The following is a 25708-nucleotide window of genomic DNA, read 5'->3' on the forward strand; positions in this document are numbered from 1 at the left end:
GGGTGTGGCAACGCCGGAAGCTTCCGTCGCAGATGCCTCTGGACCCTACTTGTCCGGCACGTGATTCGCTCGACCCGCCGGTAAAGCGCGCGCCTTGTGTGACTTCATCCCCCGATTAGAGTCGCGGCCAGACCGCGCCTTCACACCACAACTCAAGCAGATTTATTGCGCTCAGAGTGGCGTCTCCCCGCCCATGCTAGTAGGTTGGCATTTATATCATCGGTATTTCTACTTGTCGATAGATTACGCCCAGGGTATATCAGGATTCCGTTTGCCTAATTGAACACACTCGCAATTCCGGTCCTTGAGTCCGGACGCCCTTCGCCCCCAAGGAAGACACTGAGCAATGCCGGGCTCCTGAGGACATTCGGGTCCCGTTGCCTTAGCCCGAATATTTCACCGTGAGGTCGGCGGGACCGCCGGAAAGGCGCTCTAATACAGGTATCGAAGCCGTATTGAGAGGAGTTCCGCCGATGCCGAATTGTACCGCTGGGTTGAAGGGATTTGGTCGCGTCGGTCGCTGCGTGATCGAAGCGAATTTTGAAGGGGGCGCCTTGAGTTCGGACGGGGGTTTGCTCCTTCTGCGTCAGGTGGATGAACGCACGGGTCTGTCGAAAGCGGTCGCCCAGGCGCTGCACGACCCCCGCAATCAGGAACTGATCGTGCACGAGATGCGCGACCTGGTTGCCCAGCGGCTATACGCACTGTGCTGCGGCTACGAAGACCTCAACGACCACGCGGCGCTGCGCAGCGATCCGCTCATGCAGACCGCGGTGGGACGTAGCCGGGACCTGGGCAGCAGTCCTACCCTGTGCCGACTGGAGAAGCGGGCCACGCGCCAGGATGTCATCGCCCTGAACCGGGTTCTGGTCGACCAGTTCATCGCCAGCCAACCCCGGGCACCGCAAGAATTCATCCTCGACATCGACGCCTCTGACATTCCCCTGCACGGCGATCAGGAACAGAGGAGTTCCACGCCTACTACGACAGCCACTGCTACCTGCCCCTCTACGTCTTCTGCGGCAAGGCCATGCTGGCCTGCGTGCTGCGCCGCAGCCGGATCGATGGCGCCCGGCATGCGGCGGCCGTCATCAAGCTCCTGGTCACTCGGCTCCGCCAGGCCTGGCCGACGGTGCGGATCATCGTCCGGGGCGACTCGGGCTTCTGTCGCCAGCGCTTGATTCGCTGGTGCGAGCGCCGGGAGGTCGGCTACGTGATCGGCTTGGCCCGCAACGCCCGTCTGCATCGCCAAGTCGAAGGGTGGGAGCGACTGATGGAAGAGGCCTACGCCCAAAGCGGCAGCAAACAACGCTGGATCCGGGAATTCAGCTATGCCGCCGACAGTTGGGATCGTCCTCGGCGGGTGATCACCCGCCTCGAATTCGGTCGCCAGGGCAACAATCCGCGCTTCATCGTGACCAATCTTGAAGGAGAAGCGGCCGACCTCTACGACGGTCTCTACTGTCAGCGGGGTGAGGCTGAGAATCGGATCAAGGAGGCGCAACTGGATTTGTTCGGCACCCGGGCCAGTTGCCACAGGTTCCTCGCCAATTGGTTGCGGATGATGTTCTCGGCGCTGGCTTATACCCTGATGCAGCGCTTGCGCGAGTTGGCCCTGGCGGATACCGAACTGGCCAACGCTACCGCTGCAACCATTCGCGTCCGCTTGCTCAAGATCGGTGCTGCCGTTGTGCGCAATACCCGGCGTATTCGTGTCCTGCTGGCCTCCCACCATCCGCTGCGCGATATCTTCCGCATCGCCGCCAACGCCTTGGCTTCTCCGTAGCAACGTTTGTGTGCGTCCCCGACACGCTATGCTTCGGGGGTTGGGGGAGGCACGCCCTCAGTCAGTCCAATTGCTTGGTATTTGGGCAAATCGGGCCAGAAGTGCGGACGGTAACCCGGTGCGTCCAGGAAAATCTCGTCCGAAACGGGTCGGTGAAATTTCCGGGTTAGCCCCCTTGGGGGGCGACTTTAGAGACCCGCCCGAAGGCCCGAGTAGCGCAAAGGCCTGGGCGAAGCCCAGCGCCGACCTTGGGGTCGTTTTCTCTTTGGTGACTTTTTGCAGAAATCAGGCCTTCCAGGCCAGACTTTCTTGCCGAGCAATAAAGCGCAGCTTCCGCCCGGCGAAAAAATCACACTCCTTCACGGGGAAGCCCAAGGTTCAGAAAACCCTGTCGCCCCGAGGAATCCGGACAACTCAACCCGAACCCCAGGATTGCGGATACCCCTGCCCTCAAGCGGACGACGCCGCCTTCAGCCCCGCAGTCGATACCAGAGCAGCCCGATCCACTCGTGCAGAGCCAGGCCGTTGGTCTTCACCGCGTCGTAGCGCGGCAGGAAATCCAGGATGCTGGGGGGAAGGCGGTTGCTGAAATAGCTGGTGGGTGCCGGCGTGACCTGGAATCCTGCCGCTTCGAAGGAGGCGACCGCCCGGGGCATGTGAAAGGCGTGCGTGACCAGGGCGATGCGCTTCCTGCCCTGGGGCAACAGGATGCGCGCGGTGAAGAGCGCGTTCTCCCGCGTATTGGCGGACTCACCCTCCAGCCAGGTCGGGGTGAAGGCGAAATCCCGTTGCAGGGCATTGCGCATGGCGTCGGCCTCTGACAGCCCTTCCCCATCCGGTTTCCCCCCGGAAACCAGCAGGGGCTTGCCGGAGGTCCGGGCCACCACGGCACCGTAGCGCACCCGATCGAGGGTCAATTGGCGGATTTCGTCCTGGCCGTCGAATTCGGGCGCCTGGCGGTAGCGGCCGCCCCCCAGAACGACCACGGCATCGACATCCAGCCCGGCCAGGGCGCTCTGCGGAAGGACCGGGTGGCGGTACTCCAGCCCGGCCATGAGGTATTTTCCGGTCACGGGAAGGGAGCACACGACCAGGCTGAGCAGACCCAGCACGAGCACGCCCCCTCCCAGTCGCGGCCAGCGACGCCGCATGACCAGCCCCAGGACGAGCGGCAGGATGCCGTTCAGGGGCGGCAGCAGGAAGGCAGCAATGAAATTGGTGATCAACCAGGCCATGGTCAGCGAGCGCACAAAAAACCCGCGCCGCAGCGCGGGTGCTCATGGTGCCATAGGAATTTCTCAGAGCCTGTGAATTTTTCGGGCGCGCCCGAGCGGCGTGCCGAGCTGTGCACGATCAAGGCGCAAAGCACAGCCATAGCTCGAGCTATGGCGAGCATTTGCAACGCCGAGCGGGCGCAGCTCGGCATGACGAGCGGGGATGAATGAAATTTTCACAGGCTCTCAGCCCGCCAGCAGCTTCCTGATGTTTTCCAGGGTGGAAGGATCGTCGATGGTGGTCAGGTCGCCCGGGTCGCGGCCTTCCGCCAGGGCCTGGAGCGATCGACGCAGCATCTTGCCGGAGCGGGTCTTGGGCAGGCCGCTGACGAAATGCACCCGAGCGGGCCGGGCGATGGCCCCCAGGATGCCGTCCACCGTACCCATCACTTCCTTTTCCAGAGCGGCGGTGAGTTCCGGCGTGGCGATCTTCGCGGCGTCCTTGACCACGGCGAAGGCCATGGGCATCTGGCCCTTCAACTTGTCCTCGACGCCGACCACGGCCACTTCGGCGATGGCGGCGTGGGCCTGGATGGCCTCCTCGATCTCCCGGGTACCCAGGCGGTGGCCGGCGACGTTGATGACGTCGTCGGTACGGCCCAGGATGGTGAAATAGCCGTCCCCATCCTTGATCGCCCAGTCGAAGGAGGAATAGACCAGGGGCTCCTTGAACAGGCTGAAGTAGGTGCTGACGAAGCGCTCGTCCTGGCCCCAGACGGTGGACAGGCAGCCCGGCGGCAAGGGCGGCACCACGGCGGCGATACCCTTTTCGTTGGCGTCGCATTCGGAACCGTCCTCGCGGAAGATTTTCAGGTTGTAGCCATAGACCGGGAAGCTGGGGGAGCCGAACTTGATCGGCGTCTTTTCCACGCCATGGATAGCGGAGAGCATGGGCCAACCGGTTTCCGTCTGCCAGTAGTTGTCGATCACCGGCTTGTTCAGCTCACCCTGGAACCACTCGTGGGTCGGCTGGTCCAGCGGTTCGCCGGCCATGAAGATGTGCTTGAGGGAGGACAGGTCGTACTTGTGCATGTAGGCCGGATCCTGCTTCTTCAGCACACGGGCTGCAGTCGGCGCGGAGAACATGACGTTGACCTTGTATTTCTCGACGATCTGCCACCAGATGCCGGGGTCCGGACGCAGGGGCGTGCCTTCGTACATCACGGTGGCCATGCCGGCGATGAGGGGCCCGTAGATGATGTAGGAGTGGCCCACCACCCAGCCGATGTCGGAGGTGGAGAAATAGGTCTCGCCCTCGTAGCCGCAGTAGATGTGCTTCATCGAAGCGGCCAGCGCCACGGCGTAGCCGCCGGTGTCGCGCTGCACGCCCTTGGGCTTTCCGGTGGTACCGGAGGTGTAGAGGATGTAGGAGGGTTCCGAGGATTCCATCCACTCGCAAGGCACCTGGGCATCCATGAACTGGGCGCGCAGGGCGGCGTAATCGACGTCGCGGCCTGCGACGGTGTTGAAGCCCTTGTCGAGGCCGCGATCCACCATCAGCACCTTGGCCGGCTTGTGCTCGGCCAGCTTGATGGCCTCGTCCAGCAGATTCTTGTAGGGCACCGCCTTGCCGCCCCGCATGCCGGCGTCGGACGAGACGATGAGTACGGGCTTGGCGTCGTCGATGCGGGTGGCCAGGGAACCGGAGGCGAAGCCGCCGAAGACCACGGAATGGATGGCACCGATGCGGGCCGAAGCCAGGATGGCAAAGGTGGCCTGAGCGATCATCGGCATATAGATGAGGATACGATCGCCCTTCCTGACCCCCAGGCTCTTGTAGATGGCCGCCATGCGCTCGATTTCACGCTGCAATTCGGCGAAGGAATAGATTTTTTCCTCGTCGGTTTCAGTGGAAACGTAGATCAGAGCCCGGGCATCGGGTCGCTTGGCCGCGTGGCGGTCCACCGCGTTGTGGCACAGGTTGGTCTTGCCGCCGACGAACCATTTGGCAAAAGGCGGCCGCGAATAATCGCAGACCTGGGTGAAGGGCTCCTGCCAATCGATCAACTGCGCCTGCTCACTCCAGAAGGCGTCCGGTTGTTCGACGGAACGGCGGTGAAATTCCTTGTAGGTACTCATGGGTTTCCCTCTCGTTGATCCTGCACGCTGGTCACGATCTCCGGCCCGGACTTTTCTTCTGCTCGCGTCCGTTGGCCCAAACGACGTTCGATATCCGCCAGGGGCAGATTCAAACCGAATTCCTTGTCCATCAGCCGGATCAGCGGCAGAACCTGCAGACCGAGATGGACGAGATGGGGCAGAACGGTCTCGAACCGCTCCGCAGCCAGAAGTTCCAGGGCATGCTGCAACCCCAGGCGGCGGGCGCCGCCACCCTTGGAACCGGCGACGATGCGGTTGCCACCGGCCGCCATGGCCTCCTCCATGCGTTGGCCTGCCAGTTCCAGGAGGGCAACGGCGGAAACCGCAGCATCGTCGGGAACGCTGGCCACGCCGATGCTGACCGTCAGGATGACCCGTTGCCCGTGGGCCGCCACGTGGGCCACCTCGATGGCTTCCCGCACCCGGTTGGCGAAGGACGCGCACAGGATGGGGGAAGTCCCCGGCGAAACGATGGCGTACTGGCCCGCCGCGAAGTGCCCCAGGGCATCTTCCCGGCGCAACTTGGCCGCCAGCAATTTGGCAAAGCGGGTTCCCACCTGCTCCGCGCCCACCGTCCCAAGCCGCTCGCACACACTGGGAAAGGCGTCGAAACCCAGCACCATGACGCTCACCTCGCTGTCGCGCCGGGCGGCCTGGGCCATGGCTTGCGCCGTCTGGATTTCCAGGTACTTGCGGGTAAACAGCCCGGAAGTGGGGTCCTGCACCATCTGATCGCGGCCGTCGCCCAGACTTTGGCGGATGCGCGTCAGTTCCAGCAGATGGTCGAGGCGAGTGAGCACTTCTGCGGCGCCGCTCCCCTTGCTGATGAAATCGGAAACCCCCATGCCCTTGGCCTTCTGCCGCTCATCCTCGGTCTCCTCGCCGGAAACCAGGATAAAGGGCAGTTCCTGCAAGCGGCGCAATTTCGAGGTGCGCACCTTCTCCAGCAACTGGTAGCCGTCCAGCTTGGGCATCTGCAAATCGGAAATGACTGCCTGGATCGAATGATCGAGAACCAGCGTCTGCCAGGCGGCTTCGCCGTCTCCCTCCTCCCGCACCTCGTAGTGGCCCTGCAGGCTGCGCACCAGGGAGGCCCGCACCAGGCGGGAATCGTCCACCACCAGAACCCGGGGCAGATCAGCCATGGGCCTCACCCCCGATTTCGACGACGACGCGACCCTTGGCCCGACCGGCGATGAATTCAGGGAAGACCTGCGGCAGATCGGCGAAGGCGACCATGCGGCTCATCCCGGCGAGATGACGCGGCTTCATGTCCGACGCCAGACGCAGCCAGACCCCGTGGCGATAAGGTTCACCGACATAACCGGAATCGATGCCCAGAAGACTCACGCCCCGCAGGATGAAGGGCGCCACCGTCATATTCAGATTCATCCCCGCAGCGAGGCCAATACTGGCGATGGTCCCGCCGGGTTCCATACTGCTGGCAATCCAGGCCAGATAATCGCCCCCCAGATTATCCACCGCCCCAGCCCAGCGGGCCCGCTCCAGGGGACGCACGCGACTGAGGTCGACACTGGAGCGCAGAAGGATCTCGCTGGCACCCAAATCCTTGAGATAGTCGGCTTCACTTTCCTTGCCGGTCAGGGCGCTTACGCGGTAGCCCCGGGCAGCCAGCATGTCGATGGCCAGGCTGCCGACCCCGCCGGTGGCACCAGTGACCAGTACAGGCCCCTTTTGCGGCGTGAGCCCGTTTTCCTCCATGCGCACCAGACCCAGGGCGGCGGTAAAGCCGGCAGTGCCCAGGGCCATGGCCTCGTAGAGCGAAAGCCCTGCAGGCAGGGGGACCACCCAGTCCGCCGGAACCCGGGCAAATTGGGCGTAGCCGCCGTGACGGGCTACCCCCAGGTCGTAGCTGGTGGCGATGACCCGGTCGCCGGGCGCAAAACGCGGGTCGGCGCTCTTTTCCACCGTCCCCGCCATGTCGATACCGCCCACACAGGGGAAGCGGCGGATGATGCGTCCGGCACCAGTGGCCGCAAGGGCATCCTTGTAGTTGACGCTCGAATAGGCGACCCGCAGGGTGACTTCCCCAGGATCGAGGGCGTCCTCGTCCAGGTCGACAAAGCCCGCGACGGTCTTCCCGTCCCTGTCCTCGATTAGCAGGGCTTTGAATGGATTCATCTTCGTCTCCTTGGACCGTTAATTGTATTCATAATTACGAATTCCAGCCAGGACCCAAAGTGGTCTGACCACGAGCCTTTACGCTGTGGAGTTTTTCACATACACTCCGGCCCCATGCGTAAAACTTTCGCCCGCCCGTTCGCCCGCCTGCTGCTTGCCGCCGCCTTCCTCGGCGCCTCCGTCGCGGGCCAGGCCGCAGAGCAGAAGCCCATCGACGAAGGCCCTTCCCTGCTGGAACGTTACACCAACGCCGCCCAGGATGTCATCCTGCACGGCCTCAAGCTGGTAGGCGTCAACTACCGTCTGGGGGGCAACGACGAAAGCAGCGGCCTCGATTGCAGCGGCTTCGTCCGCCTGGTCTTCAAGGAAACCCTCGGCACCCTGCTTCCCCGTACCGCCAAGGAAATGAGCGAAGTTGGCGAGCACGTCGACGCCTCCGAGCTCAAACCCGGGGATCTGGTGTTCTTCAACACCATGAAGCGCGCCTTCTCCCATGTCGGCATCTATCTCGGCGACAACCACTTCCTGCACGCCCCCAAGCCTGGGGCCGAAGTCCGCGTCGAGAGCATGCAGAGCAGCTACTGGGTCAAGCGCTTCAACGGCGCCCGGCGCATCCTCGATCAGGAGTAAGCGCGGTGGTGCGCCTTCGCAGCGCGCCTTGCCGGATGTTCGCTTTCAGTCGTTCCCCCGAGGCTGAGCGCAACTCTGGTATTCCGCCCCTGGCGTGACATCGTGGCGCAGCGACCCGCCAACCGGCCGTCTTCCACCGGGTCTGACAAACGGCCCACCCCCTCCTCGATCATCATCCGGGTACGTGGCCACAGGGCATCCCGCGCTGTGTTTCATCCAGCGCCACAGGAACGCGAGAACTCGCCTCGGCCTCCACGCACATCGTTGCGCGGACTCAACCCTGAGAGCGTATGAAGCTCTACTACTATCGTGACCCAGTAGGTAATTTCGGGGACGACCTCAACCCCTGGATCTGGACCACCTTACTGCCCGATTTCCTCGACGACGATGACACGGATCTGTTTCTGGGGATTGGAACGGTCATCAATTCCGCCGTCCCTTCTGCTCCCCGCAAGCTGGTCTTCGGCGCCGGGTTAGGCTATGTCGGCATGCCTGCAATCGACGCGCGCTGGCATTTTCGTTTTGTCCGAGGTCCCTTGACCGCCCACCTGCTTGGGCTCGAATCACGCTTGGCGATTACCGATCCGGCTGTCCTTGTGGCGTCGCTCCTCGCAACGCCGGAACCGGAAAAGCGCTACCCCGTCAGCTACATGCCCCATCACGTCAGCACCCGAATGGCGGACTGGCAACGCCTGTGTGCGTCGGCCGGCGTTACCTACCTGGATCCCGCAGCCAATGTTCATGAGACGCTGCTTCGCATCCGTCAGTCACGGGTCGTGCTCTGCGAGGCCATGCACGGCGCCATTGTCGCCGATGCCCTTCGGGTCCCTTGGATTCCCGTCAACGCGTATGACCATATTCTTGAGTTCAAGTGGCGAGACTGGTGTCAGACGGTCAAGTTGGACTATCGGCCACAGCATCTGCCCCGGGTATTCGACGCTGAGCGCCTGCATTCCTTGGGAGAGCGGCAGCGCAACCGCGTCAAGAGGCTCCTCCGAGCTGCAGGAATTTGGTCGCCGAACTGGCGTCGCCCTCCGCCAGTCCGGAATCTTGCCAGTGCCGAAGGCCCCGCGGTCGAGGCCCTGGCAGATCTGGCGCGGCGAGCGCCACCGCTCTTGAGTGAAACACGGGTACATAGCAGCAATCTCATCCGGGTTCATGAGGAAATCGAGCGTCTGCGGCGGGATTTTGGGTAGGTTCGGCTGGATTCTTATATAGCTATTCATAAGCATTCTCATTTACATCCTCATTTACTCTCGGTAGACTGCGGCCCGCCCATATTCCTTTTCCGCAGGAGTCCTTCCATGAAGTCCCGCCTCACCCTCGCCGCCCTTTTCCTGACCTTCGCCGTTGGCGCCCAGGCCGAAGAGAAGGTGCTCAATCTTTACTCCGCCCGTCACTACCAGACCGACGAAGCACTTTACGAGCATTTCACCAAGCAGACCGGCATCAAGATCAACCGCATCGAGGGCAAAGAAGACGAACTTCTGGAGCGCATCCGGAACGAAGGCGCCAACAGCCCCGCCGACATCCTGCTCACCGTCGATGCCGCGCGGCTCGCCAAGGCCCATGAACTGGGCCTCTTTGCTCCCGTGACTTCGAAACTTCTCGACGCCCGCATCCCTGCCCACCTGCGCACCGAAGACTGGTTCTCCTTTTCCACCCGCGCCCGGGTCATCGTGTATAACAAGACGGGTGTCAAGGCCGAGCAGGTCGCCAATTACGACGATCTCGCCAACCCGGCGCTCAAGGGCAAGGTCTGCTCCCGCTCCGGCTCCCACCCCTACAACCTGTCCCTGATGGCCTCCATCATCGCCAATCAGGGCGAGGCCAAGGCCGAGGAATGGGCCCGGGGCGTCGTCGCCAACTTCGCCCGCACCCCCAAGGGCGGCGATACGGATCAGATCAAGGCGGTCGCCGCCGGAGAGTGCCAGGTGGCCATTTCCAACACCTACTATGTGGCCCGTCTGCTGCGCTCCGCCAAACCGGAAGAGCAAAAGCTCATGGAAAAAGTCGGCGTCGTGTGGCCCAACCAGGGCAGCAGCGGCACCCACATCAACGTCTCCGGCGCCGGCGTGCTGAAAACCGCGCCCCACAAGGACGCGGCGGTCAAGTTCCTGGAGTATCTGGCCTCCGACGACGCCCAGCGCTACTTCGCCGACGGTAACAACGAATGGCCGGCGGTGGACAGCGTCAAGGTCGCCAATCCGGCCCTCGACGCCCTGGGCAAGTTCAAGGCCGACAAGTTGCCGGTGAAGAACCTGGCCATGTACCAGGCCAAGGCCCAGATGATTTTCGACCGGGCGGGCTTCAAGTAAGCCCCGGCATCCCGGCAAAGCGCCCCGCCTCGGCGGGGCGCTTTTACTTGCGGGAACGGGAAATCTGCCGCGACAGGGCGATCAGGGGAAGCAGCCCGACGGCAACGATGGCCAGGGCGGCGGTGGAGGCTTCCGCCAGTCGTTCGTCGGATGCCAACGTATAGGCCTGGGTAGCCAGGGTATCGAAATTGAAGGGGCGCATGACCAGGGTGGCGGGCAATTCCTTCATCACATCGACGAAGACCAGCAGCCCGGCGGTGAACAGGCTGCCACGCAGGATGGGCACATGGACCCGGCGCAGGGTTTCGCCCTGTCCTGCCCCCAGGCTGCGGGAGGCGTCGTCCATGGCCGGGGTGATCTTGGCCAGGCTCGCTTCCACCGTTTGCAGGGCAACGGCCATGAAGCGCACCAGATAGGCATAGACCAGGGCCGCAATGCCGCCGGTGAGCAGCAGGCCGGGATTCTCGCCGAACCAGGCCTGCCACTGGCCGGCCAGCCAGTTGTCGAGGCGGGTGACGGGGATCAGCACCCCCACCGCGATGACCGCCCCGGGGACCGCGTAACCCATGCCCACCAGGCGATTGAGTCCAACCGACAGGAGAGACTTCGACAAGCGGGCGCTGTAGGCAAGCAGCAGGGACAGGCTCACCGCCACCCAGGCGGTGACGCCGGCGAGGACGAAGCTGTTACGGGCCAGCACCAGGAAGCGCGCGCCGAACTGGGCATCGCCCTCGGTGAGCGCCATCCTGAGGAGAAGCGCCGCCGGCAGCAGAAAGCCGAGGCAGAAAGGCAGGAGGCAGACGAAAAAGGCCAGGAAGGCCGCGCCCCCGCGCAGCCGGGCACCGTGATGGGGACGCTGGCGCCCGGTGGTGTTGTGGTAGCGGGCCCGCCCCCGCGAAAAGCGTTCCAGCAGGACCAGAAGCAGGACGAAGCCCAAAAGCATGGCGGCCAATTGCGCCGAAGCCACCCGGTCGCCGAGGGAGAACCAGGCGCGGTAAATACCGGTGGTGAAGGTATTGACGGCAAAATAGGCCACCGTTCCGTAATCGGCCAGGGTTTCCATCAGGGCCAGGGCGACGCCCGCCGCCACCGCCGGCCGCGCCAGGGGAAGCGAAACGGTAAAGAAGGCCCGCCACGGACCCAGGCCCAGGGTACGGGCCGCCTCCAGCATGCCCCCCGCCCGCTCGATGAAGGCGTTGCGCGCCAGCAGATAGACATAGGGATAAAGCACGCAGACGAACATCAACATGGCCCCGGGAAGGGTGCGGATGTCGGGGAACCAGTAGTCGCCATGCTGCCAGCCGAAGCTGTCGCGCAGCAGAGTCTGCACGGGCCCGACGAATTGCAGGAAATCGGTATACACGTAGGCCATGACGTAGGCCGGCACCGCCAGGGGCAGGACCAGGGCCCAGGCGAAAAACCGCTGACCGGGAAATTCGTGCATGGCCGTGAGCCAGGCGGTGGCCACCCCCACCGCGGCGACGCCCAGCCCCACACCCAGGCAGAGCAGGAGCGAGTTGCGCACGTAATCCCCCAGGACCGTCCCGGCAAGATGCGCCCAGGTGGCGCCGGTTCCCCCGGCAAAGAGGTTGAGGGCCACGCTGGCCACCGGCACGGCGGCCAGGACTGCGATGACGACGGCCGCCAGGGTCAGGAAGGGGAAGGGACGGGAAGCGGTCATGAAAAGGAATGCGAATTATAATCGCTGCCATGTCCCAACTCGAACTTACCCAGGTCGTCCAGCGCTACGGAAGCCATACCGTCGTCGCTGGCATCGACTTCCGTCTGGAGTCGGGCACCATCGCCTGTCTTCTGGGCCCTTCAGGCTGTGGCAAGACCACCCTGCTGCGCTGTATCGCCGGCTTCGAGGATATCGCGGGGGGTGAAATCCGCCTGCATGGCGAGCCGGTCAGCCGCCCCGGCAGCCGGGTGCCTCCGGAACGCCGCGAGGTGGGCATGGTATTCCAGGACTACGCCCTGTTTCCCCACCTTCCCGTCGCCGCCAACGTGGCTTTCGGCCTTGCCGGAGCCCCCGAGGCGGAGCGCCGCAGGCGGGTCGAGCAACTTCTCGCCACCGTGGGCCTCGCCGGTCAAGGGCAAAAATTCCCTCACGAGCTGTCCGGCGGGCAGCAGCAACGGGTGGCCCTGGCCCGCGCCCTGGCGCCGCGTCCCCAGTTGTTGCTCCTCGACGAGCCTTTCTCCAACCTGGACGTGGATTTGCGCGAGCGCCTGTCCATCGAAGTGCGCGACATCCTCAAAAGCGAAGGCATGACCGCCATCCTGGTCACCCACGACCAGCACGAGGCCTTTGCCATGGCCGACGAGGTCGGCGTCATGCACGAGGGCCGCATCCAGCAGTGGGATTCACCCTACAACCTTTACCACCGACCGGCCAACCGCTTCGTCGCCGATTTCGTCGGTCAGGGGGTGTTCATCCGCGGCAACGTACTCGATTCCCGGCGGGTGGAGGTGGAACTCGGCATCCTCGAATCCGGCGTGCCGGTGGAATGCAGCCAGGGCTGCGGCGCCTGCGGCCGCGGCTGCGGCGTCGAAGTCCTGCTGCGCCCCGACGACGTGGTGCACGACGACAAAAGCCCGCAACAAGCCGAAGTCCTGCACAAGGCCTTCCGCGGCGCCGACATCCTCTACACCCTGCGTCTTGACAGCGGCACCGAGGTTCTTTCCCTGGTGCCCTCCCACCACAATCATGCCCTGGGAGAAAAGATCGGCATCCGCCTGGACGCCGACCACGTCATCGCCTTCAAGACCACGGCGCGGGGATGATCCCCTACCTCGGCCCCCTCGACCCCTTTCCCCCGGTCGAGGCGGCCCCGCCGGACCTAGGAGGGCTGCTCGCCCTGGGAGGCGATCTCTCCCCTGCCCGTCTGCTCGATGCCTACTGCCGCGGCATCTTTCCCTGGGGCACCCTGGAGGGCCATCCCCTGTGGTACAGCCCCGATCCGCGCATGGTGCTGTTCCCCGAAGAGCTGCGCGTCAGCCGCTCCCTCCTGAAGACCCTGCGCAGCGGGCGCTACGCCCTCCGCTTCGATACGGATTTCGCCGCCGTCATCACAGCCTGCGCCCAGACCGCCCGCCCAGGCCAGGCCGGAACGTGGATCGGTCCCGAGATGATCGATGCCTATTCAAGATTGCATGAACTCGGCTGGGCCCATTCGGTCGAAGCGTACTGCGAAGGCGGTCTGATGGGTGGCTTGTACGGCCTGGCGATCGGGGGAATGTTCTACGGCGAATCAATGTTCTCCAGGCGTAGCGATGCTTCCAAGGCCGCTTTCGCATTTCTTGTCCATGCCCTGAAGGACCGCGGCATCGCCCTCATCGACTGCCAGATGCACACCGACCACCTCGCTTCCCTCGGTGCCCGACTTATTCCCCGCCGCGAATTCCTGCGCCGCCTCGGCGTCCTGATCGCCGCCCCAGGCCACCGTGGTCCCTGGGAAACCCCGGCCGATCCCTGGGTCCGCAGTTCCTCACCACCCGGCGGGCGATGATATGGCATTCCTCAACGACTCGGCCCTGCCGCTCTCGCTGCTCCAGTTCTACGCCACCTCACCCTACCCGTGCAGCTATCTGCCGGACCGGCAGGCCCGCTCCCAGGTCGCCACCCCCACCCACCTGATCGACAGTGATGTATATGGCGAACTCGTCCGTCTCGGCTTTCGCCGCAGCGGCATCTTCACCTACCGTCCCTGGTGCGACCATTGCCGGGCCTGCATCCCGGTGCGCCTGCGCATCGCCGATTTCGCCCCGGACCGCGCCCAGCGCCGCGCCCTGAAGCGCCATGCCGGCCTCGGCGTGCGGGAATTGCCCCTGGCCTTCCTCGACGAGCATTACGCCCTCTACACCCGCTACCAGAACGCCCGCCACGCCGGAGGCGGCATGGACGAGGACAGCCACGAGCAATACGCCCATTTCCTGCTGCAAAGTCGCGTCGATACCCGCCTGCTCGAATTTTCAGACCCCACGGCACCGCGCATGGTGAGCGTCATCGACGTCTTGAAGGACGGACTTTCCTCGGTTTACACCTTCTACGACCCCGATATACCCGGTGCCAGTTTCGGCACGTACAACATCGCCTGGCAAGCCAGCCGCTGCGCCGCCCTGGGTCTGCCCTACCTCTACCTCGGCTACTGGATCGCGGCGAGCCGCAAGATGGCCTACAAGGCACGCTTCCGTCCCCTGGAGGGGTTCATCGACGGGCAATGGCAGTCCATGGACCCATTCCCTAAACTCCGTTGATACGCTTTCCCCGCAGTTCTGCTACCCCCACGACGGAGTACAATCCATAGGGCATGAGACTGCGTTCACTCTTTCCCTTTCAGGAAATCCGTCCATGAAGCCCCTGTCCGTTACGCTTACACTGCTCGCGTGCCTTGCCCTCCCTGGTGGCGCCCTGGCCGTAGACGCCTGCGCCCTTATTGCCACGCAAGAGGCAGCAACCATCGCCGGGGCACCCCTGCCCGAAAACTACCGCATGGGCGCACGACCCGGCGCTACTGCTGCCCAAGCCCAGGCATCGGTGTGCGGCTGGTTCCCACAGCACTACCTCTACGGTGTGGAGGAAGATCCCCCGGAAAGCGGAGTTCTGCTTACCCTGCGCAACATGCAGTCACCCGCCGAGGCCCGTGCCTTGTTTGAGCGGACCAACACGATGGCCGGCAAGCTGAACACCCCAGGCGGCCCCGGGGCTGTCGTCCCTGTGACAGGCATAGGAGATACGGCCAATCTCGTTCGCCAGCCACTGAACGGAAAATACGTCCTGACCCTGAAATTCCTCAAGGGTGCCACGATTGCCTATGTCCAGGTCTGGACCCGGGACGCTTCTGCCGGCGAAGCTTTGATCAAGGCGGCCAAGCAGATGGCAAGCAAGCTGTAACCCCCCGAGCGGCCACGGGCAAAGCCTCCGCGGCGTTTCACGTCAGAACCCGTTAATTTTTCGGGGCGCGCCCGAGCTGCCCGCACAGGGGTGCATATTCAAAGTGGGACGCGCAGCCATGGCTCGCGCTATGGCGAGCATTGGCAACGCCGAGCGGGCGCCGACGGTCATGACGTTAGCAATGGCGAGGGGAGCTTTTCACTGGCTCGCAGGGCGGGCCGCGGGCTCTCGTCATTGACTTCGATGCCCTCCTCATGTTGTCCTTGGAACGGATTCGCCGATATAGCCAGCACCAGACATGCTTCAGCCCCTCCTGAGAATGAACACATCAGTCCCGCTTGCACTCTTCACCCGCTCGTCGTGCAGAGCGCAACCGCGGCAATAGCGGCGGGAACGCGGCCCATGCTGTCGGAAATCACGTCTTGAGCCTACGCACCCGCATCCTTCTCCTGGTCCTGGCCGCTTCGTTGCTGCCCATGCTCACGGTGGGCTGGATAGTGTTCAAGTACCGGGCCGAGACCCTGGCCCTGGTGCAGGCCGACCTCGGTCACCGGGCCCGGACCGTCGCGGACGAACTTGAGGGGAGGGTCGCGGCAACCGGTCAGTTGCTTTTCGGCCTCGGGCGTGTTCCCCTGCTGGAGGAAAGCGACCCGGCGCGCTGCTCCGCCTTTCTGGCCGACGTTCTGAGGGAGCGACCCCAATATACCGGGCTCCTGACCATCCGCCCTGACGGGAAGCTGCACTGCGATTCCCTGCGGACCGGCCGCAAGCTCGATCTGCGCGACCGCGACTACTTCCGCCGCGCCCTCACCTCCAAGGGCCCGGTCACCGAACTGGTCATCGGTCGCCTGACCGGCAAGGGCGTCCTGCAGGTCGCCTACCCGGTGCGTGAAGCCGAGGGCAGCCTGAAGTACATCCTTCTGGCCTCCCTGGACATGGACATCTTCGGTCAGGACATCGCTCGCACCCTGCCTTACGGTGCCATGCATCTCCAGGTATGGAATCACGACGCTTCGGTGATTCTCGACTACGGCAACGACCCGGCCGGTCGCCTGGCCGTCGACGAGGGGGCTCGCCGCCTGATGCTTTCCCCCGCCGAAGGCGCCACCCGCCTTCTCGCCCAAGACGGCGCCAGACTCTGGGCCAAGGCCTTGTTGTCGCGCTATGCGGATTCCGGTGTCGGCGTCGCCCTGGTAGCCCCGGAAGCCTCGCTCAGCGCCCGGGCTGTGCGGCAGTCCCGCGAATCCGCATTCATTCTGATCCTCCTGGGAATCGCTTTTTTTGCCGTGGCGATCGCCTTTGCCGAAGTGGCGGTCCGCCGGCAGACGGCCCGCCTCATGGCTGCCATCTCCCGCCTGGACGGGGGCGACTACCGCCCCCAGATCGGGGCGCCTTATCCACGGGGAGAAATCGGTCAGGTCATGCAGGCCCTCGACCGCCTGGCCGACTCCCTCGCCCAGCAACGCCTGGAAATCGCCCGCAATACCGAAGCCCTGGAACACCAGGCCCGCGTCGACGCGCTGACCCAGCTGGCCAACCGCCACCAGCTTGCCGAGCGCCTGGCGCAGACCCTGGCCCAGGCGCGGCGTTCCACTCGCATTGCCGCAGTCATGCTCCTCGACCTGGACCGCTTCAAGACCATCAATGACAGCCTGGGCCACAGCCAGGGAGACCGCCTGCTGCAGGCAGTCGCCGAGCGCCTCAAGGGCTGCGTGCGTGAAGACGATACCGTCGCCCGCCTGGGCGGCGACGAATTCGTCGTCGTCCTGGCCGACATGGCCGAGGTGGACGACATCGTCCCGGTGGCCCGAAAAATCCTCGACGCCCTGGCGGTTCCCGTCGATATTGGGGCCCAGGCCCTCTCCGTGGGGTCCAGCCTGGGAATCGCCGTCTTCCCCCGGGACGGCGATTCGGCCGCAGCCCTGTTGCAGTATGCCGACACTGCCATGTACGAGGCCAAGGCCCAGGGCGGCAACGCCATGGCTTTCTTCTCGCCGGAGATGAAGGCCGCCATCACGGCGCGGCTGGAAATCGAAGCCGGCCTGCGCCGTGCCCTGGATCAGAAGGAACTCCGCGTTCATTACCAACCCATCGTCGATGCCGCCACCGGCCGCGTCGTCGCGGCAGAGGCCCTGGTGCGCTGGCAGCATCCCCGGGAAGGCCTGGTCTCGCCCCTGAGTTTCATTCCGGTCGCGGAAGAAACCGGTCTCATCCTGCCCCTGGGGGCCTGGGTCATGGCCGAAGCCTGCCACCAGGCGCGAGCCTGGCAGGATCTCCGCCTCGGCGACATCCCCGTCTCGGTCAATCTCTCCGCCCGCCAGTTCAGCGTTCCCCATCTCGAAGACACGGTGCTCAAGGCACTCGAGGACTCGGGGCTTCCTCCGCGACTGCTGCAACTGGAAATCACCGAAAGCAGCCTCCTGGAGCAGTTCGCCTACGCCCAAGCTGCGGTCACCAGTCTGGTCCAACGGGGCGTGAGCTTCGCCATCGATGATTTCGGAACCGGCTACGCCTCTCTCAGCCAATTGAAGCGTTTTCCCATTGCCCAACTGAAGATCGACCGCAGCTTCGTCCAGGGCATCGGTTCCGGCAGCAGCGACGATGTCCTGGTCGAAGCCGTGCTCACCCTGGCCGCCCGACTTGGCCTGAAGACCGTCGCCGAGGGCGTGGAAAGCGCCGCACAGCAGAAATTCCTCTCCTGGGCCGGCTGCGAACGCTTGCAGGGCTTCCTCTTCGCCGCTCCGCTACCGCCGGAGGATTTCATTGCCTTCGTTCGTCGTTGCAACAGTCCGTTCCATGGCGGCGCGCAGGACCAGCCGCAAGCCCATGGGGACGCTGCCCTGGAAGCCCCTCTCTCACCCCTCGATGGAGACCCGCGATGATCCGCCGCACCAGACTTCTCACGACCCCTCTGCTCCTCACCGCATCCCTTCTCGCCTCCGCAGGCGCCTTGGCGGCCAACGCCTGTACCCTGTTGGCCTCCCAGGATGCTGCTGCCCTCGCGGGCGCCCCCCTGCCCGAAAACTTCAAGGCCGAAACCGCACCCACCGCCCAAAACGGGCGCGATCACACCACCGTCTGTGGCTGGTTTCCCAAAGGGTACGACCTGCGCAGCGCCGAGGCACCGCCTGAGGCCGGGGTCCAACTCACCGTCCACGCCCTCGGCTCAGCGGCTGACGCAAAGTCGTTTCACACCAACGCTGCCGAAATGACGCGCGAGATGGCCAAGTCCGGCCCCCTTGCCGCAAAGATCAGTACCCCGGCCGGGATAGGTGAAAACGCCATACTCGACATCAAGACCCTCGGCGGCAATACCCAGGTGGCCACGTTGAAATTCGTGAAAGGCGCCAACGCCCTGCAAATCCAGGCCTGGACCAAAGGCCCCGGCGCTGGCGACGTCGCCACCAAAGCGGCAAAACAGGTTGCTGGCAAGCTGTAGGCTCAATTTTCCTGCTCCCCCGGCCAAAGGACCGGGGGAGCGGATGCTCTCGTTCTCCGTACCCGACCGGGCGATGCGCCCTGATGTCGAGCCCCTGCCTAATCCCCTGTGGCCCAGGAGCGAGCCCGTCCGCCCTCGGCAGCGCGGATGCGAGTGCCCCGGAGCCGGCGCAGACAGGAGGTGCGCCACGGCCCCCGCCTCCAGCCCCAGTGGTGACACGCGATAGCCCATGTGCCACAATCGCCGCCCCGGCGGCCCTGGCCCTTCCTGCGCATTATTTCGCCCACTGACTCCATCATGACCGACAAGACCTCCGCCTCCGCCCCCCAGGACGAAAACCACATCATCGCCGAGCGCCGTGCCAAGCTCGCCGAGTGGCGCCAGACCGGCAAGGCCTTCCCCAACGATTTCCAGAGGGAGAACACCGCGGCCAAGTTGCTGGAGGCCTACGGCGAGAAAGTCGCCGAGGAACTGGAAGGCCTGCCCGTCGAGGTCAAGGTGGCCGGCCGCATGATGCTGAAGCGCGTCATGGGCAAGGCTTCCTTCGCCACCCTGCAGGACGTTTCCGGCCGCATCCAGATCTACGTGGCCCGGGACAAGGTGGGCGAAGAATCCTACTCCGCCTTCAAGACCTGGGACCTGGGCGACATCATCGGCGTCGTCGGCACCCTGATGAAGACCAAGACCGGCGAGCTGACCATCCAGGCGGCTGAAATCCGCCTGCTGACCAAGTCCCTGCGTCCCCTGCCGGACAAGTTCCACGGCCTGTCCGACGTGGAGATGAAGTACCGCCAGCGTTACGTCGACCTGATCATGAACGAGGAAACCCGCTTCACCTTCCTCGCCCGTAGCCGCATCGTCGCCTCCATCCGCAACTACATGAGCGGCCACGGCTTCCTGGAGGTCGAGACACCCATGATGCACCCCATCCCCGGCGGCGCCTCGGCCAAGCCCTTCGTCACCCACCACAACGCCCTGGACATGCAGCAGTTCCTGCGCATCGCCCCCGAGCTGTACCTGAAGCGCCTGGTGGTGGGCGGCTTCGAGAAGGTCTTCGAGATCAACCGGAACTTCCGCAACGAAGGCCTCAGCCCGCGCCACAATCCCGAATTCACCATGATGGAGTTCTACGAGGCCTACGCTGACTACAAGAGCCTCATGGACTTCACCGAGGGCCTCTTGCGCCACGCCGCCCGCGAGGCCCTGGGCAAGGAAGTATTCGACTACCAGGGCCGCGTGCTGGACCTCTCCAAGCCCTTCCATCGCCTGACCATCTGCCAGGCCATCCAGAAGGAACACCCGGAATTCAGCGACGCCCAGTTGGCCGACGCCGAGTTCCTCAAGACCAAGATCAAGGCCTTCGGCGAGCCGGTCAAGCCGGGCGGCCTGGGCAGCCTGCAACTGCAGATGTTCGAAGCCTGCGCCGAGGCCCAGACCTGGGAGCCCACCTTCATCATCGACTACCCGGTGGAAGTCAGCCCCCTGGCCCGCGCCTCCGACAGCAACCCGGAAATCACCGAGCGCTTCGAGCTCTTCATCGTCGGCCGCGAGATCGCCAACGGCTTTTCCGAGCTCAACGACGCCGAGGACCAGGCCGCCCGCTTCGCCGCCCAGGCCCAGGCCAAGGACGCCGGCGACGAGGAGGCCATGTACTACGACGCCGACTTCATCCGCGCCCTGGAATACGGCCTGCCCCCCACCGGCGGCTGCGGCATCGGCATCGACCGCCTCGTCATGCTGCTCACCGACGCCCCGGCCATCCGCGACGTCATTCTCTTTCCGCAGATGCGTCCGGAGTAATTCCCGCCGCAGCCCAGCCATGGCCATGTCCACTTCGGATCGCCGCGCGGCTTGCGCTGTTTTCCGTCTTTCTGTGCACCGCGGCTGACTGGCGACAGGAATCGACCAGGCCATGCAGATCGCGCAAATCCAGGCCGCCGCCGATCCCATCCAGGACCGGCTGCTGTTGCGCATCGCCACCAACACCCAGGAGGAAGTGCGGGTCTTCGTCACCCGCCGCCTGTTGCGGGATCTATGGCCCCTTCTGATGGCTGTCCTGGCCGACCATCTCGGCCGTCCGGCCCCGACCTCGGGCAGCGCACCGGCTGGCGCGTTTGGTGAGCCATATCGCCTGGAAAATCCCAGCCTGCCCCTGGGGGCCCAGCCTCTTCTGCCCGGCGAAGCCAAGGTGGAGCCCCACGGACCGGGCCGCTGCCTGCTGACACTCAAGGAACCCCGGGAGCGCTGCTTCGCCCTCGCCCTGGACGCCGACCTTCTTCACGCCCTGTGCGCCATGTTGCGGGCCGGCGCCGAGCAGGCACGATGGGATCTGGATTTGCCCTACGGCAGCCCGGCACCGGCCGGCGCGGAGGCGGCGCCGAAGGGTAAGCAGTTCCTCCACTGATGCCAGCAACACCATGGGGCGCGATCCCCCTCCAACCGTTCGCCCTGAGCCCTTCGACATTGCTCAGGACGGGCCTGGCGCAGGGCGGTTTGCCACGGGCTTCGACAAGCTCAGCCCGAACGGAGGGTGAGGAAGCCGTAAGCCGGCGAAGCGCCCTGCGGGCCACCCCCTGATGTGGCTCGAACCCGCCCGCCTCGAATTCGGCCCCGAGGGCACGCCGTTTTCCGCCGCCTACGGCGACATCTATCACTCCGTCCAGGGCGGCCCGGAACAAGCCCGCCATGTATTTATAGGCGGAAACGGCCTGCCGGCCCGCTGGCGTGGGCGGGAGCGCTACGTCATTCTGGAGACCGGCTTCGGCCTGGGGCTCAACTTTCTCGCCACCTGGGCGGCCTGGCAGGCGGACCCGCAGCGTTGCCGCCGCCTGCACTTCGTTTCTGTCGAGAAGCACCCCTTCTCTGCCACCGACCTGCGCACCGCCCAGGCCGCCTGGCCCGAATTCGCCCCCCTGGCGGAGGAACTGCGCGAGCGCTGGCCCCCCCTGGTTCCCGGCGTCCATCGCCTCAACCTGGCCGGCGGGCAGGTGATCCTGACAGTGGTGTTCGGCGACGCTGTCGAGGTCTTGCGCAAGATCGACGCCGCCGTGGATGCCTTCTACCTGGACGGTTTCTCGCCGGCCCGGAACCCGGAACTGTGGTCCCCCCCGCTCTGCCGATCCCTGGCCCGGCTGGCCGCCCCCGGCGCCACCCTGGCCACCTGGTCGGTGGCCGGTGGCGTGCGTGAGGCCCTGACCGCCGCTGAATTCGATCTGGAAAAGCGCCCCGGCTTCGCCGGCAAGCGACAGATGCTGGTGGGCCGCTACCGCTCGCGCAAGCCCGACACCCGCCAGTTGCCACCAGATCGCCGCGCCATCGTGCTGGGGGCAGGCGTCGCCGGCAGCACCGCTGCCCATCGCCTGGCTGCCCGGGGCTGGCAGGTTACCGTCCTCGACCGCCGCGCCGCTCCCGGCCTGGGCGCCTCCGGCAATCTGGCAGGCGTCCTGCGGCCCCTGCCCAGCGTTGACGACAATCGCCTCGCCCGCCTCACTCGGGCCGGGTACCTGGCCACCCGAGCGCTGCTGCGCGACCTGGGCCATACCGTGCGCTGGAACCCCTGCGGCGTCCTGCATCTCGCCCGGGATGCCGCCCACGAGGACGTGCAGCGGCGCACCGTCGCCACCTTGCTGCCCCCGGAGGAGTTCCTTCAATTCATCGACCGGGATGCGGCCGCCCGGCGCCTGGGCTGGCCGGTGAATACGGGGGGATGGTGGTTTCCCGCGGGGGGCTGGGTGCAGCCGGCCTCCTTGTGCCTTGCCGCCCTGGGGGCTTTCCCCGAGCGGATCGCAGCGCACTTCGGTCAGGCCGTCACCCGGCTGGAGCGCGGCACCGACGCGTGGCTGGCCCGGGACGCCGAGGGCCACATCCTGGCGGCGGCGCCTCATCTGATCGTCGCGGCCGGCGCCGAAGCCCGGCAACTGGCCCCGTTTTCCCGCCTGCCCCAGCGCCGCGCCCGGGGTCAGGTCAGCCATCTCCCCCGGGGGGCGACGCCGCCCCTGGATGTGGTCCTGTGCAGCCTGGGCTACGCCACGCCGGCGGTGGATGGATTCCACCTGGCAGGCGCTTCGTTCACGCTGGAGGATGAAGAAACCGCCGAGCGAATCACGGACCACCGGGACAATCTGGCCCGCCTGGAATTGATGCTGCCCGGCTTCACCCGGGGCCTCGCAGCCGAATCTCTTGGCGGCCGGGTGGGTTTCCGTCCCGCCTCCCCGGACCGCCTGCCCCTGGTGGGCGCGGTGCCCGACTTTTCCGCCCCACGGACGGCCACCCGTCTGGTGGATTTGGCCCGGCTGCCCGGCCTTTGGTGCCTGCAGGGCTACGGTGCCCGGGGCATCGTGTGGTCCGGGCTGATGGCCGAATTGCTGGCCAGCCGCCTGGACGGCGACCCGCTACCCCTGGGCGGCGACCTGGCCGATGCCGTGGACCCGGGCCGTTTTGCCCTCGCCCGCGGCAAAACGGCGCCGCACCCAGTAGTCGAAGCTGAGGCGTCCCGGCCCGGCAAAGATTAGGGGAAGCAGCATGCCCAGAAAGAGCACCGGCAGTTTGAAATTGCCGAAGCCCTTGTCGGTGAAGCCGTAGCCCTGGTACAGCTCACCCAGGGTGCCCCACGAATCAGGCCAGTGCACACTGGCGATGGCAACGAGTGTGAGGACAAAGAGCGAAACCGAGAAGAAGCGGGTGGCGATGCCCAGCACGAGCGCCACACCGCCGACCAGCTCGAACCAGGTGGACATCTGCCAACTGATTTCCGGGGGCACTAGGCTGAAGGGGAAAGGAAAACGCTCCTGAATGTCGGCAAACCAGTTATCGCCGTGGAATTTCTCCAGACCGGATTCGAAGAAATCCCAGCCCAGCAGGATGCGCAGACTGAGAAGGCCGATCCAGAGACCGACGAGGTCGAGGGTTTCGAGACCCTTGGGAATGAGGGTTTTCATGGTTTGACTCCGAGGATGACCCCCAGGCGGCGAAGGTCTTCGAGGACGCTGCCGCCCTGGGTAACGAGAAATTCAGGATCAGGATGGGCGATTTCGGCCGCCACGGCCAGACAGGCAGCGCGCCCGGTCATGCCTTCGCCCAGAAGGGCGAGCAGGCGAGCCGTCACAGGATTGCTGGCGGCAAAAGCGACCTTGTCGGCAGCATCGCGGAAAACGATGAGATAGGTGGCTTCCGGCTTGCGGGGACGGTAGGCCGGGCCGATGCGATTGACCGGCCAGGCGTAGGCGAGATTCAACAGGGCCGGATTGACCACCGGCGTGCCGCTCAGAAGATCGCCCTCGCGCACATGGGGCGGCGTGGGGGCGTCGGAAATATCGAGGGCCAGTTCCACCCATTCGTAATGGGCGAGTTCACCGAACCAACGCGGCAGGGGCCGGCGCATCACGCCTTCCTGAAGGTAACGCAGGAATTCCCGCGGAATCTCCCGGAACCAGGGCGTGGGGCTGCGCCAATCCCGGAAGAAGGCCCGGTTGAGGCGCCGCCAGCGCGCTTCGCCCAGAATGGCCCGGCATACGGGGAAGCAGGCATCCAGAAAGCCGGTGATGTTGTTGAACAGGAGTTCCTCGTAGACGGCCATGCGCCGGGCCGGCACGCCGACGGGGCGGCCCGTGCGCCGCGGGTCCCGGATGCGCCGCCCAAAGGCGATCTGGAATTTCTGGAAAGGCAGGAGCTCGGCGGTCATGCGGCGCTCCGACGGCCTTCGACATGGCGCTCGAGAATGTCCGCGATCACCTCCACCTCCCGCACCAGATCCCCCAGATCGGGAATGTTGAAATCCCGCTCCAGGCAGGTGGGCACGGGGCCGGTGCGGCGGTAGGCTTCTTCCAGCAGATGCCACACCGGGTCGATCACTGCGGCGCCATGGGTGTCCACCAGGAGCCCGTCCGGCTCGGTGTAGTGGCCGGCCACGTGGATGTAGCAGGTCTTCTCCAGGGGCAGCGCGGTCATGAATTGCAGCGGGTCGAAGCCGAAATTGCGGCTATTGACGTAAATGTTGTTCACATCGAGATGCAGCAGGCAGTCGGCTTCCGCCACGATGGCCGAGATGAATTCGGTCTCGCGCATCTCCGCCCCCGGGGGGGCGACGTAGTAGGAGGCGTTCTCGATGCCGATCTTCATCTCCAGGATGTCCTGGGCGCGGCGGATGCGCTGCGCCACCCAGCGGACGGCATCACCGGTGAAAGGAATGGGGAGCAGGTCGTAGAGCTGCCCATCGTCGGAACACCAGGAAAGGTGCTCGGTGTACAGGGCCATGCCGTGTTCGGCCATGAAGGCCTTGATGCGGCGGAGCAGCGCTTCGTCCAGGGGCGTGGGACCGCCCAGGGAAAGGGAAAGGCCGTGGCAGACGAAGGGATGGCGCTCGGTGAAGTGGCGCAGATCCTTCGCCGACCGGCCGCCCATGCCGGCCCAGTTTTCCGGGGCCAGTTCGAAGAAGCGGAGCGCCGCGGGGACGCCGGCCTTGAGGGGCTCGATGAGTTCGCGGCGAAAGCCGAGTCCGGCGCCGGTGGGAGGGGTGCGGGGCATGGGGAGAAGGCTGAAGGGGAAGGACGGGGCGCGCCGGGCGCGCCCCGGAGGGGAATTACTTCTTCTTGTCGGCGCCGCACTTGGCTTCGCCGCACTTGCCGTCCTTCTTCTTGTCGCCGCCGCAGCTGCCGTCCTTTTTCTTGTCGGCGCCACACTTGGCGTCCTTCTTCTTGTCGGCGCCGCACTTGGCTTCGCCGCATTTGCCGTCCTTGGCCTTGTCGTCGGCGGCAGCGAGTTGATAGCCGGAATCGAGCTTGGTGAGGCTGAAGGGGTTGTCTGCCGCGTGGGCGATGGGGGCCAAGGTGGCGGTGGCAAGGAAAGCGGAACCGATGGCAAGCGTGATAGCGGATTTGGATTTCATGATTTTCTCCATTGAGATTGAGGTGAGTGATGTCACTCCGGACCGGCACGCCACGCCTTGGCGGCGTCGCGCAGGAACTGGAACTGCTTTTCGGCACGCCGGCAGCCCCCGCAGATGATCTGATGCATCCGCAGGCGGATGGATTCGGCCAAAGTCAGCGGCCTTTCCATTCCCTGGGACGCCAGCCGCGTCGCTTCCTTACAACTGAGCATGCTTTTCTCCAATTCTTGCCGGCGCCGAAA

22 protein-coding genes and 1 pseudogene are annotated in these 25708 nt (G+C 65.1%); 13 read left to right on the plus strand and 10 right to left on the minus strand.

Annotation, left to right across the window (positions count from 1 at the left end; all coding sequences use genetic code 11):
• Positions 1 to 473: 473 nt before the first annotated feature.
• Positions 474 to 1786, plus strand: a pseudogene (locus IPM73_08400) (IS1380 family transposase).
• Between the two features lie 470 nt (positions 1787 to 2256).
• Here the strand turns inward: IPM73_08400 and IPM73_08405 are convergent.
• The 4 genes from IPM73_08405 to IPM73_08420 form a co-directional block, all read right to left on the minus strand.
• A complete protein-coding gene (locus tag IPM73_08405) occupies positions 2257 to 3036 on the minus strand; it encodes a YdcF family protein (protein MBK8918050.1) in 780 nt (259 codons plus the stop codon).
• Positions 3037 to 3246: 210 nt separating this feature from the next.
• On the minus strand, positions 3247 to 5139 hold the full coding sequence (locus IPM73_08410) for a propionate--CoA ligase (GenBank protein MBK8918051.1): 1893 nt from the start codon (positions 5137 to 5139) through the stop codon (positions 3247 to 3249).
• Complete coding sequence (locus tag IPM73_08415; protein ID MBK8918052.1) at positions 5136 to 6305, minus strand: response regulator; 1170 nt, start codon at positions 6303 to 6305, stop codon at positions 5136 to 5138. The genes IPM73_08410 and IPM73_08415 overlap by 4 nt, the downstream gene beginning before the upstream one ends.
• Positions 6298 to 7302: an oxidoreductase gene (locus IPM73_08420; GenBank protein MBK8918053.1), complete on the minus strand. Its 1005-nt coding sequence runs from the start codon at positions 7300 to 7302 to the stop codon at positions 6298 to 6300. The genes IPM73_08415 and IPM73_08420 overlap by 8 nt, the downstream gene beginning before the upstream one ends.
• Positions 7303 to 7416: 114 nt before the next feature.
• On the opposite strand from IPM73_08420, the gene IPM73_08425 reads away from it, so the two are divergent.
• The 3 genes from IPM73_08425 to IPM73_08435 all read left to right on the plus strand — a co-directional run bounded on the left by IPM73_08425 (position 7417) and on the right by IPM73_08435 (position 10250).
• The gene (locus IPM73_08425) at positions 7417 to 7932 is read left to right on the plus strand and encodes a C40 family peptidase (GenBank protein MBK8918054.1); all 516 of its coding nucleotides are present in this window, start codon (positions 7417 to 7419) and stop codon (positions 7930 to 7932) included.
• A 290-nt stretch (positions 7933 to 8222) separates the two neighbouring features.
• Positions 8223 to 9128: a polysaccharide pyruvyl transferase family protein gene (locus IPM73_08430; GenBank protein MBK8918055.1), complete on the plus strand. Its 906-nt coding sequence runs from the start codon at positions 8223 to 8225 to the stop codon at positions 9126 to 9128.
• Positions 9129 to 9236: 108 nt separating this feature from the next.
• A complete protein-coding gene (locus IPM73_08435) occupies positions 9237 to 10250 on the plus strand; it encodes a Fe(3+) ABC transporter substrate-binding protein (protein MBK8918056.1) in 1014 nt (337 codons plus the stop codon).
• A gap of 43 nt (positions 10251 to 10293) precedes the next feature.
• Here the strand turns inward: IPM73_08435 and IPM73_08440 are convergent, their stop codons facing one another.
• A complete protein-coding gene (locus IPM73_08440; protein MBK8918057.1) occupies positions 10294 to 11931 on the minus strand; it encodes an iron ABC transporter permease in 1638 nt (545 codons plus the stop codon).
• A 29-nt stretch (positions 11932 to 11960) separates the two neighbouring features.
• On the opposite strand from IPM73_08440, the gene IPM73_08445 reads away from it, so the two are divergent.
• The 9 genes from IPM73_08445 to mnmC all read left to right on the plus strand — a co-directional run bounded on the left by IPM73_08445 (position 11961) and on the right by mnmC (position 23094).
• Positions 11961 to 13034: an ABC transporter ATP-binding protein gene (locus IPM73_08445; protein ID MBK8918058.1), complete on the plus strand. Its 1074-nt coding sequence runs from the start codon at positions 11961 to 11963 to the stop codon at positions 13032 to 13034.
• Positions 13031 to 13759, plus strand: a complete 729-nt coding sequence (locus tag IPM73_08450) for a leucyl/phenylalanyl-tRNA--protein transferase (GenBank protein MBK8918059.1) — start codon at positions 13031 to 13033, stop codon at positions 13757 to 13759. Before IPM73_08445 ends, IPM73_08450 begins: the two co-directional genes overlap by 4 nt.
• A gap of 1 nt (position 13760) precedes the next feature.
• Entirely contained in the window at positions 13761 to 14507 is a 747-nt protein-coding gene (locus tag IPM73_08455; protein ID MBK8918060.1) for an arginyltransferase, read from the plus strand.
• Between the two features lie 94 nt (positions 14508 to 14601).
• Positions 14602 to 15144: a hypothetical protein gene (locus tag IPM73_08460; GenBank protein ID MBK8918061.1), complete on the plus strand. Its 543-nt coding sequence runs from the start codon at positions 14602 to 14604 to the stop codon at positions 15142 to 15144.
• A 422-nt stretch (positions 15145 to 15566) separates the two neighbouring features.
• Positions 15567 to 18026: an EAL domain-containing protein gene (locus IPM73_08465; GenBank protein ID MBK8918062.1), complete on the plus strand. Its 2460-nt coding sequence runs from the start codon at positions 15567 to 15569 to the stop codon at positions 18024 to 18026.
• A gap of 68 nt (positions 18027 to 18094) precedes the next feature.
• Positions 18095 to 18583 (plus strand): hypothetical protein, encoded by a 489-nt coding sequence (locus IPM73_08470; protein ID MBK8918063.1) that lies wholly within the window; start codon positions 18095 to 18097, stop codon positions 18581 to 18583.
• Positions 18584 to 18880: 297 nt separating this feature from the next.
• Positions 18881 to 20383, plus strand: a complete 1503-nt coding sequence (gene lysS, locus IPM73_08475; protein ID MBK8918064.1) for a lysine--tRNA ligase — start codon at positions 18881 to 18883, stop codon at positions 20381 to 20383.
• Positions 20384 to 20495: 112 nt separating this feature from the next.
• Positions 20496 to 20987: a hypothetical protein gene (locus IPM73_08480; protein ID MBK8918065.1), complete on the plus strand. Its 492-nt coding sequence runs from the start codon at positions 20496 to 20498 to the stop codon at positions 20985 to 20987.
• 172 nt (positions 20988 to 21159) lie between these two features.
• Positions 21160 to 23094, plus strand: coding sequence for a bifunctional tRNA (5-methylaminomethyl-2-thiouridine)(34)-methyltransferase MnmD/FAD-dependent 5-carboxymethylaminomethyl-2-thiouridine(34) oxidoreductase MnmC (gene mnmC / locus IPM73_08485; GenBank protein ID MBK8918066.1), 1935 nt, complete (start codon positions 21160 to 21162; stop codon positions 23092 to 23094).
• On the opposite strand, the gene IPM73_08490 is transcribed toward mnmC, so the two are convergent.
• Genes IPM73_08490 through IPM73_08510 form a run of 5 tightly spaced genes read right to left on the minus strand, consistent with a single transcriptional unit; the run spans position 22975 to position 25678 of the window.
• Positions 22975 to 23520 (minus strand): DoxX family protein, encoded by a 546-nt coding sequence (locus IPM73_08490; protein ID MBK8918067.1) that lies wholly within the window; start codon positions 23518 to 23520, stop codon positions 22975 to 22977. The genes mnmC and IPM73_08490 overlap by 120 nt on opposite strands.
• The gene (locus IPM73_08495) at positions 23517 to 24263 is read right to left on the minus strand and encodes a putative DNA-binding domain-containing protein (protein MBK8918068.1); all 747 of its coding nucleotides are present in this window, start codon (positions 24261 to 24263) and stop codon (positions 23517 to 23519) included. The genes IPM73_08490 and IPM73_08495 overlap by 4 nt, the downstream gene beginning before the upstream one ends.
• Positions 24260 to 25105 (minus strand): DUF692 domain-containing protein, encoded by an 846-nt coding sequence (locus IPM73_08500; GenBank protein ID MBK8918069.1) that lies wholly within the window; start codon positions 25103 to 25105, stop codon positions 24260 to 24262. The genes IPM73_08495 and IPM73_08500 overlap by 4 nt, the downstream gene beginning before the upstream one ends.
• A gap of 55 nt (positions 25106 to 25160) precedes the next feature.
• The gene (locus IPM73_08505; protein ID MBK8918070.1) at positions 25161 to 25466 is read right to left on the minus strand and encodes a hypothetical protein; all 306 of its coding nucleotides are present in this window, start codon (positions 25464 to 25466) and stop codon (positions 25161 to 25163) included.
• Between the two features lie 32 nt (positions 25467 to 25498).
• A complete protein-coding gene (locus IPM73_08510) occupies positions 25499 to 25678 on the minus strand; it encodes a zf-HC2 domain-containing protein (protein MBK8918071.1) in 180 nt (59 codons plus the stop codon).
• Positions 25679 to 25708 lie beyond the last annotated feature (30 nt).

It is taken from the genome of Betaproteobacteria bacterium, assembly GCA_016720065.1.
Lineage (GTDB): Bacteria > Pseudomonadota > Gammaproteobacteria > Burkholderiales > Rhodocyclaceae > SSSZ01.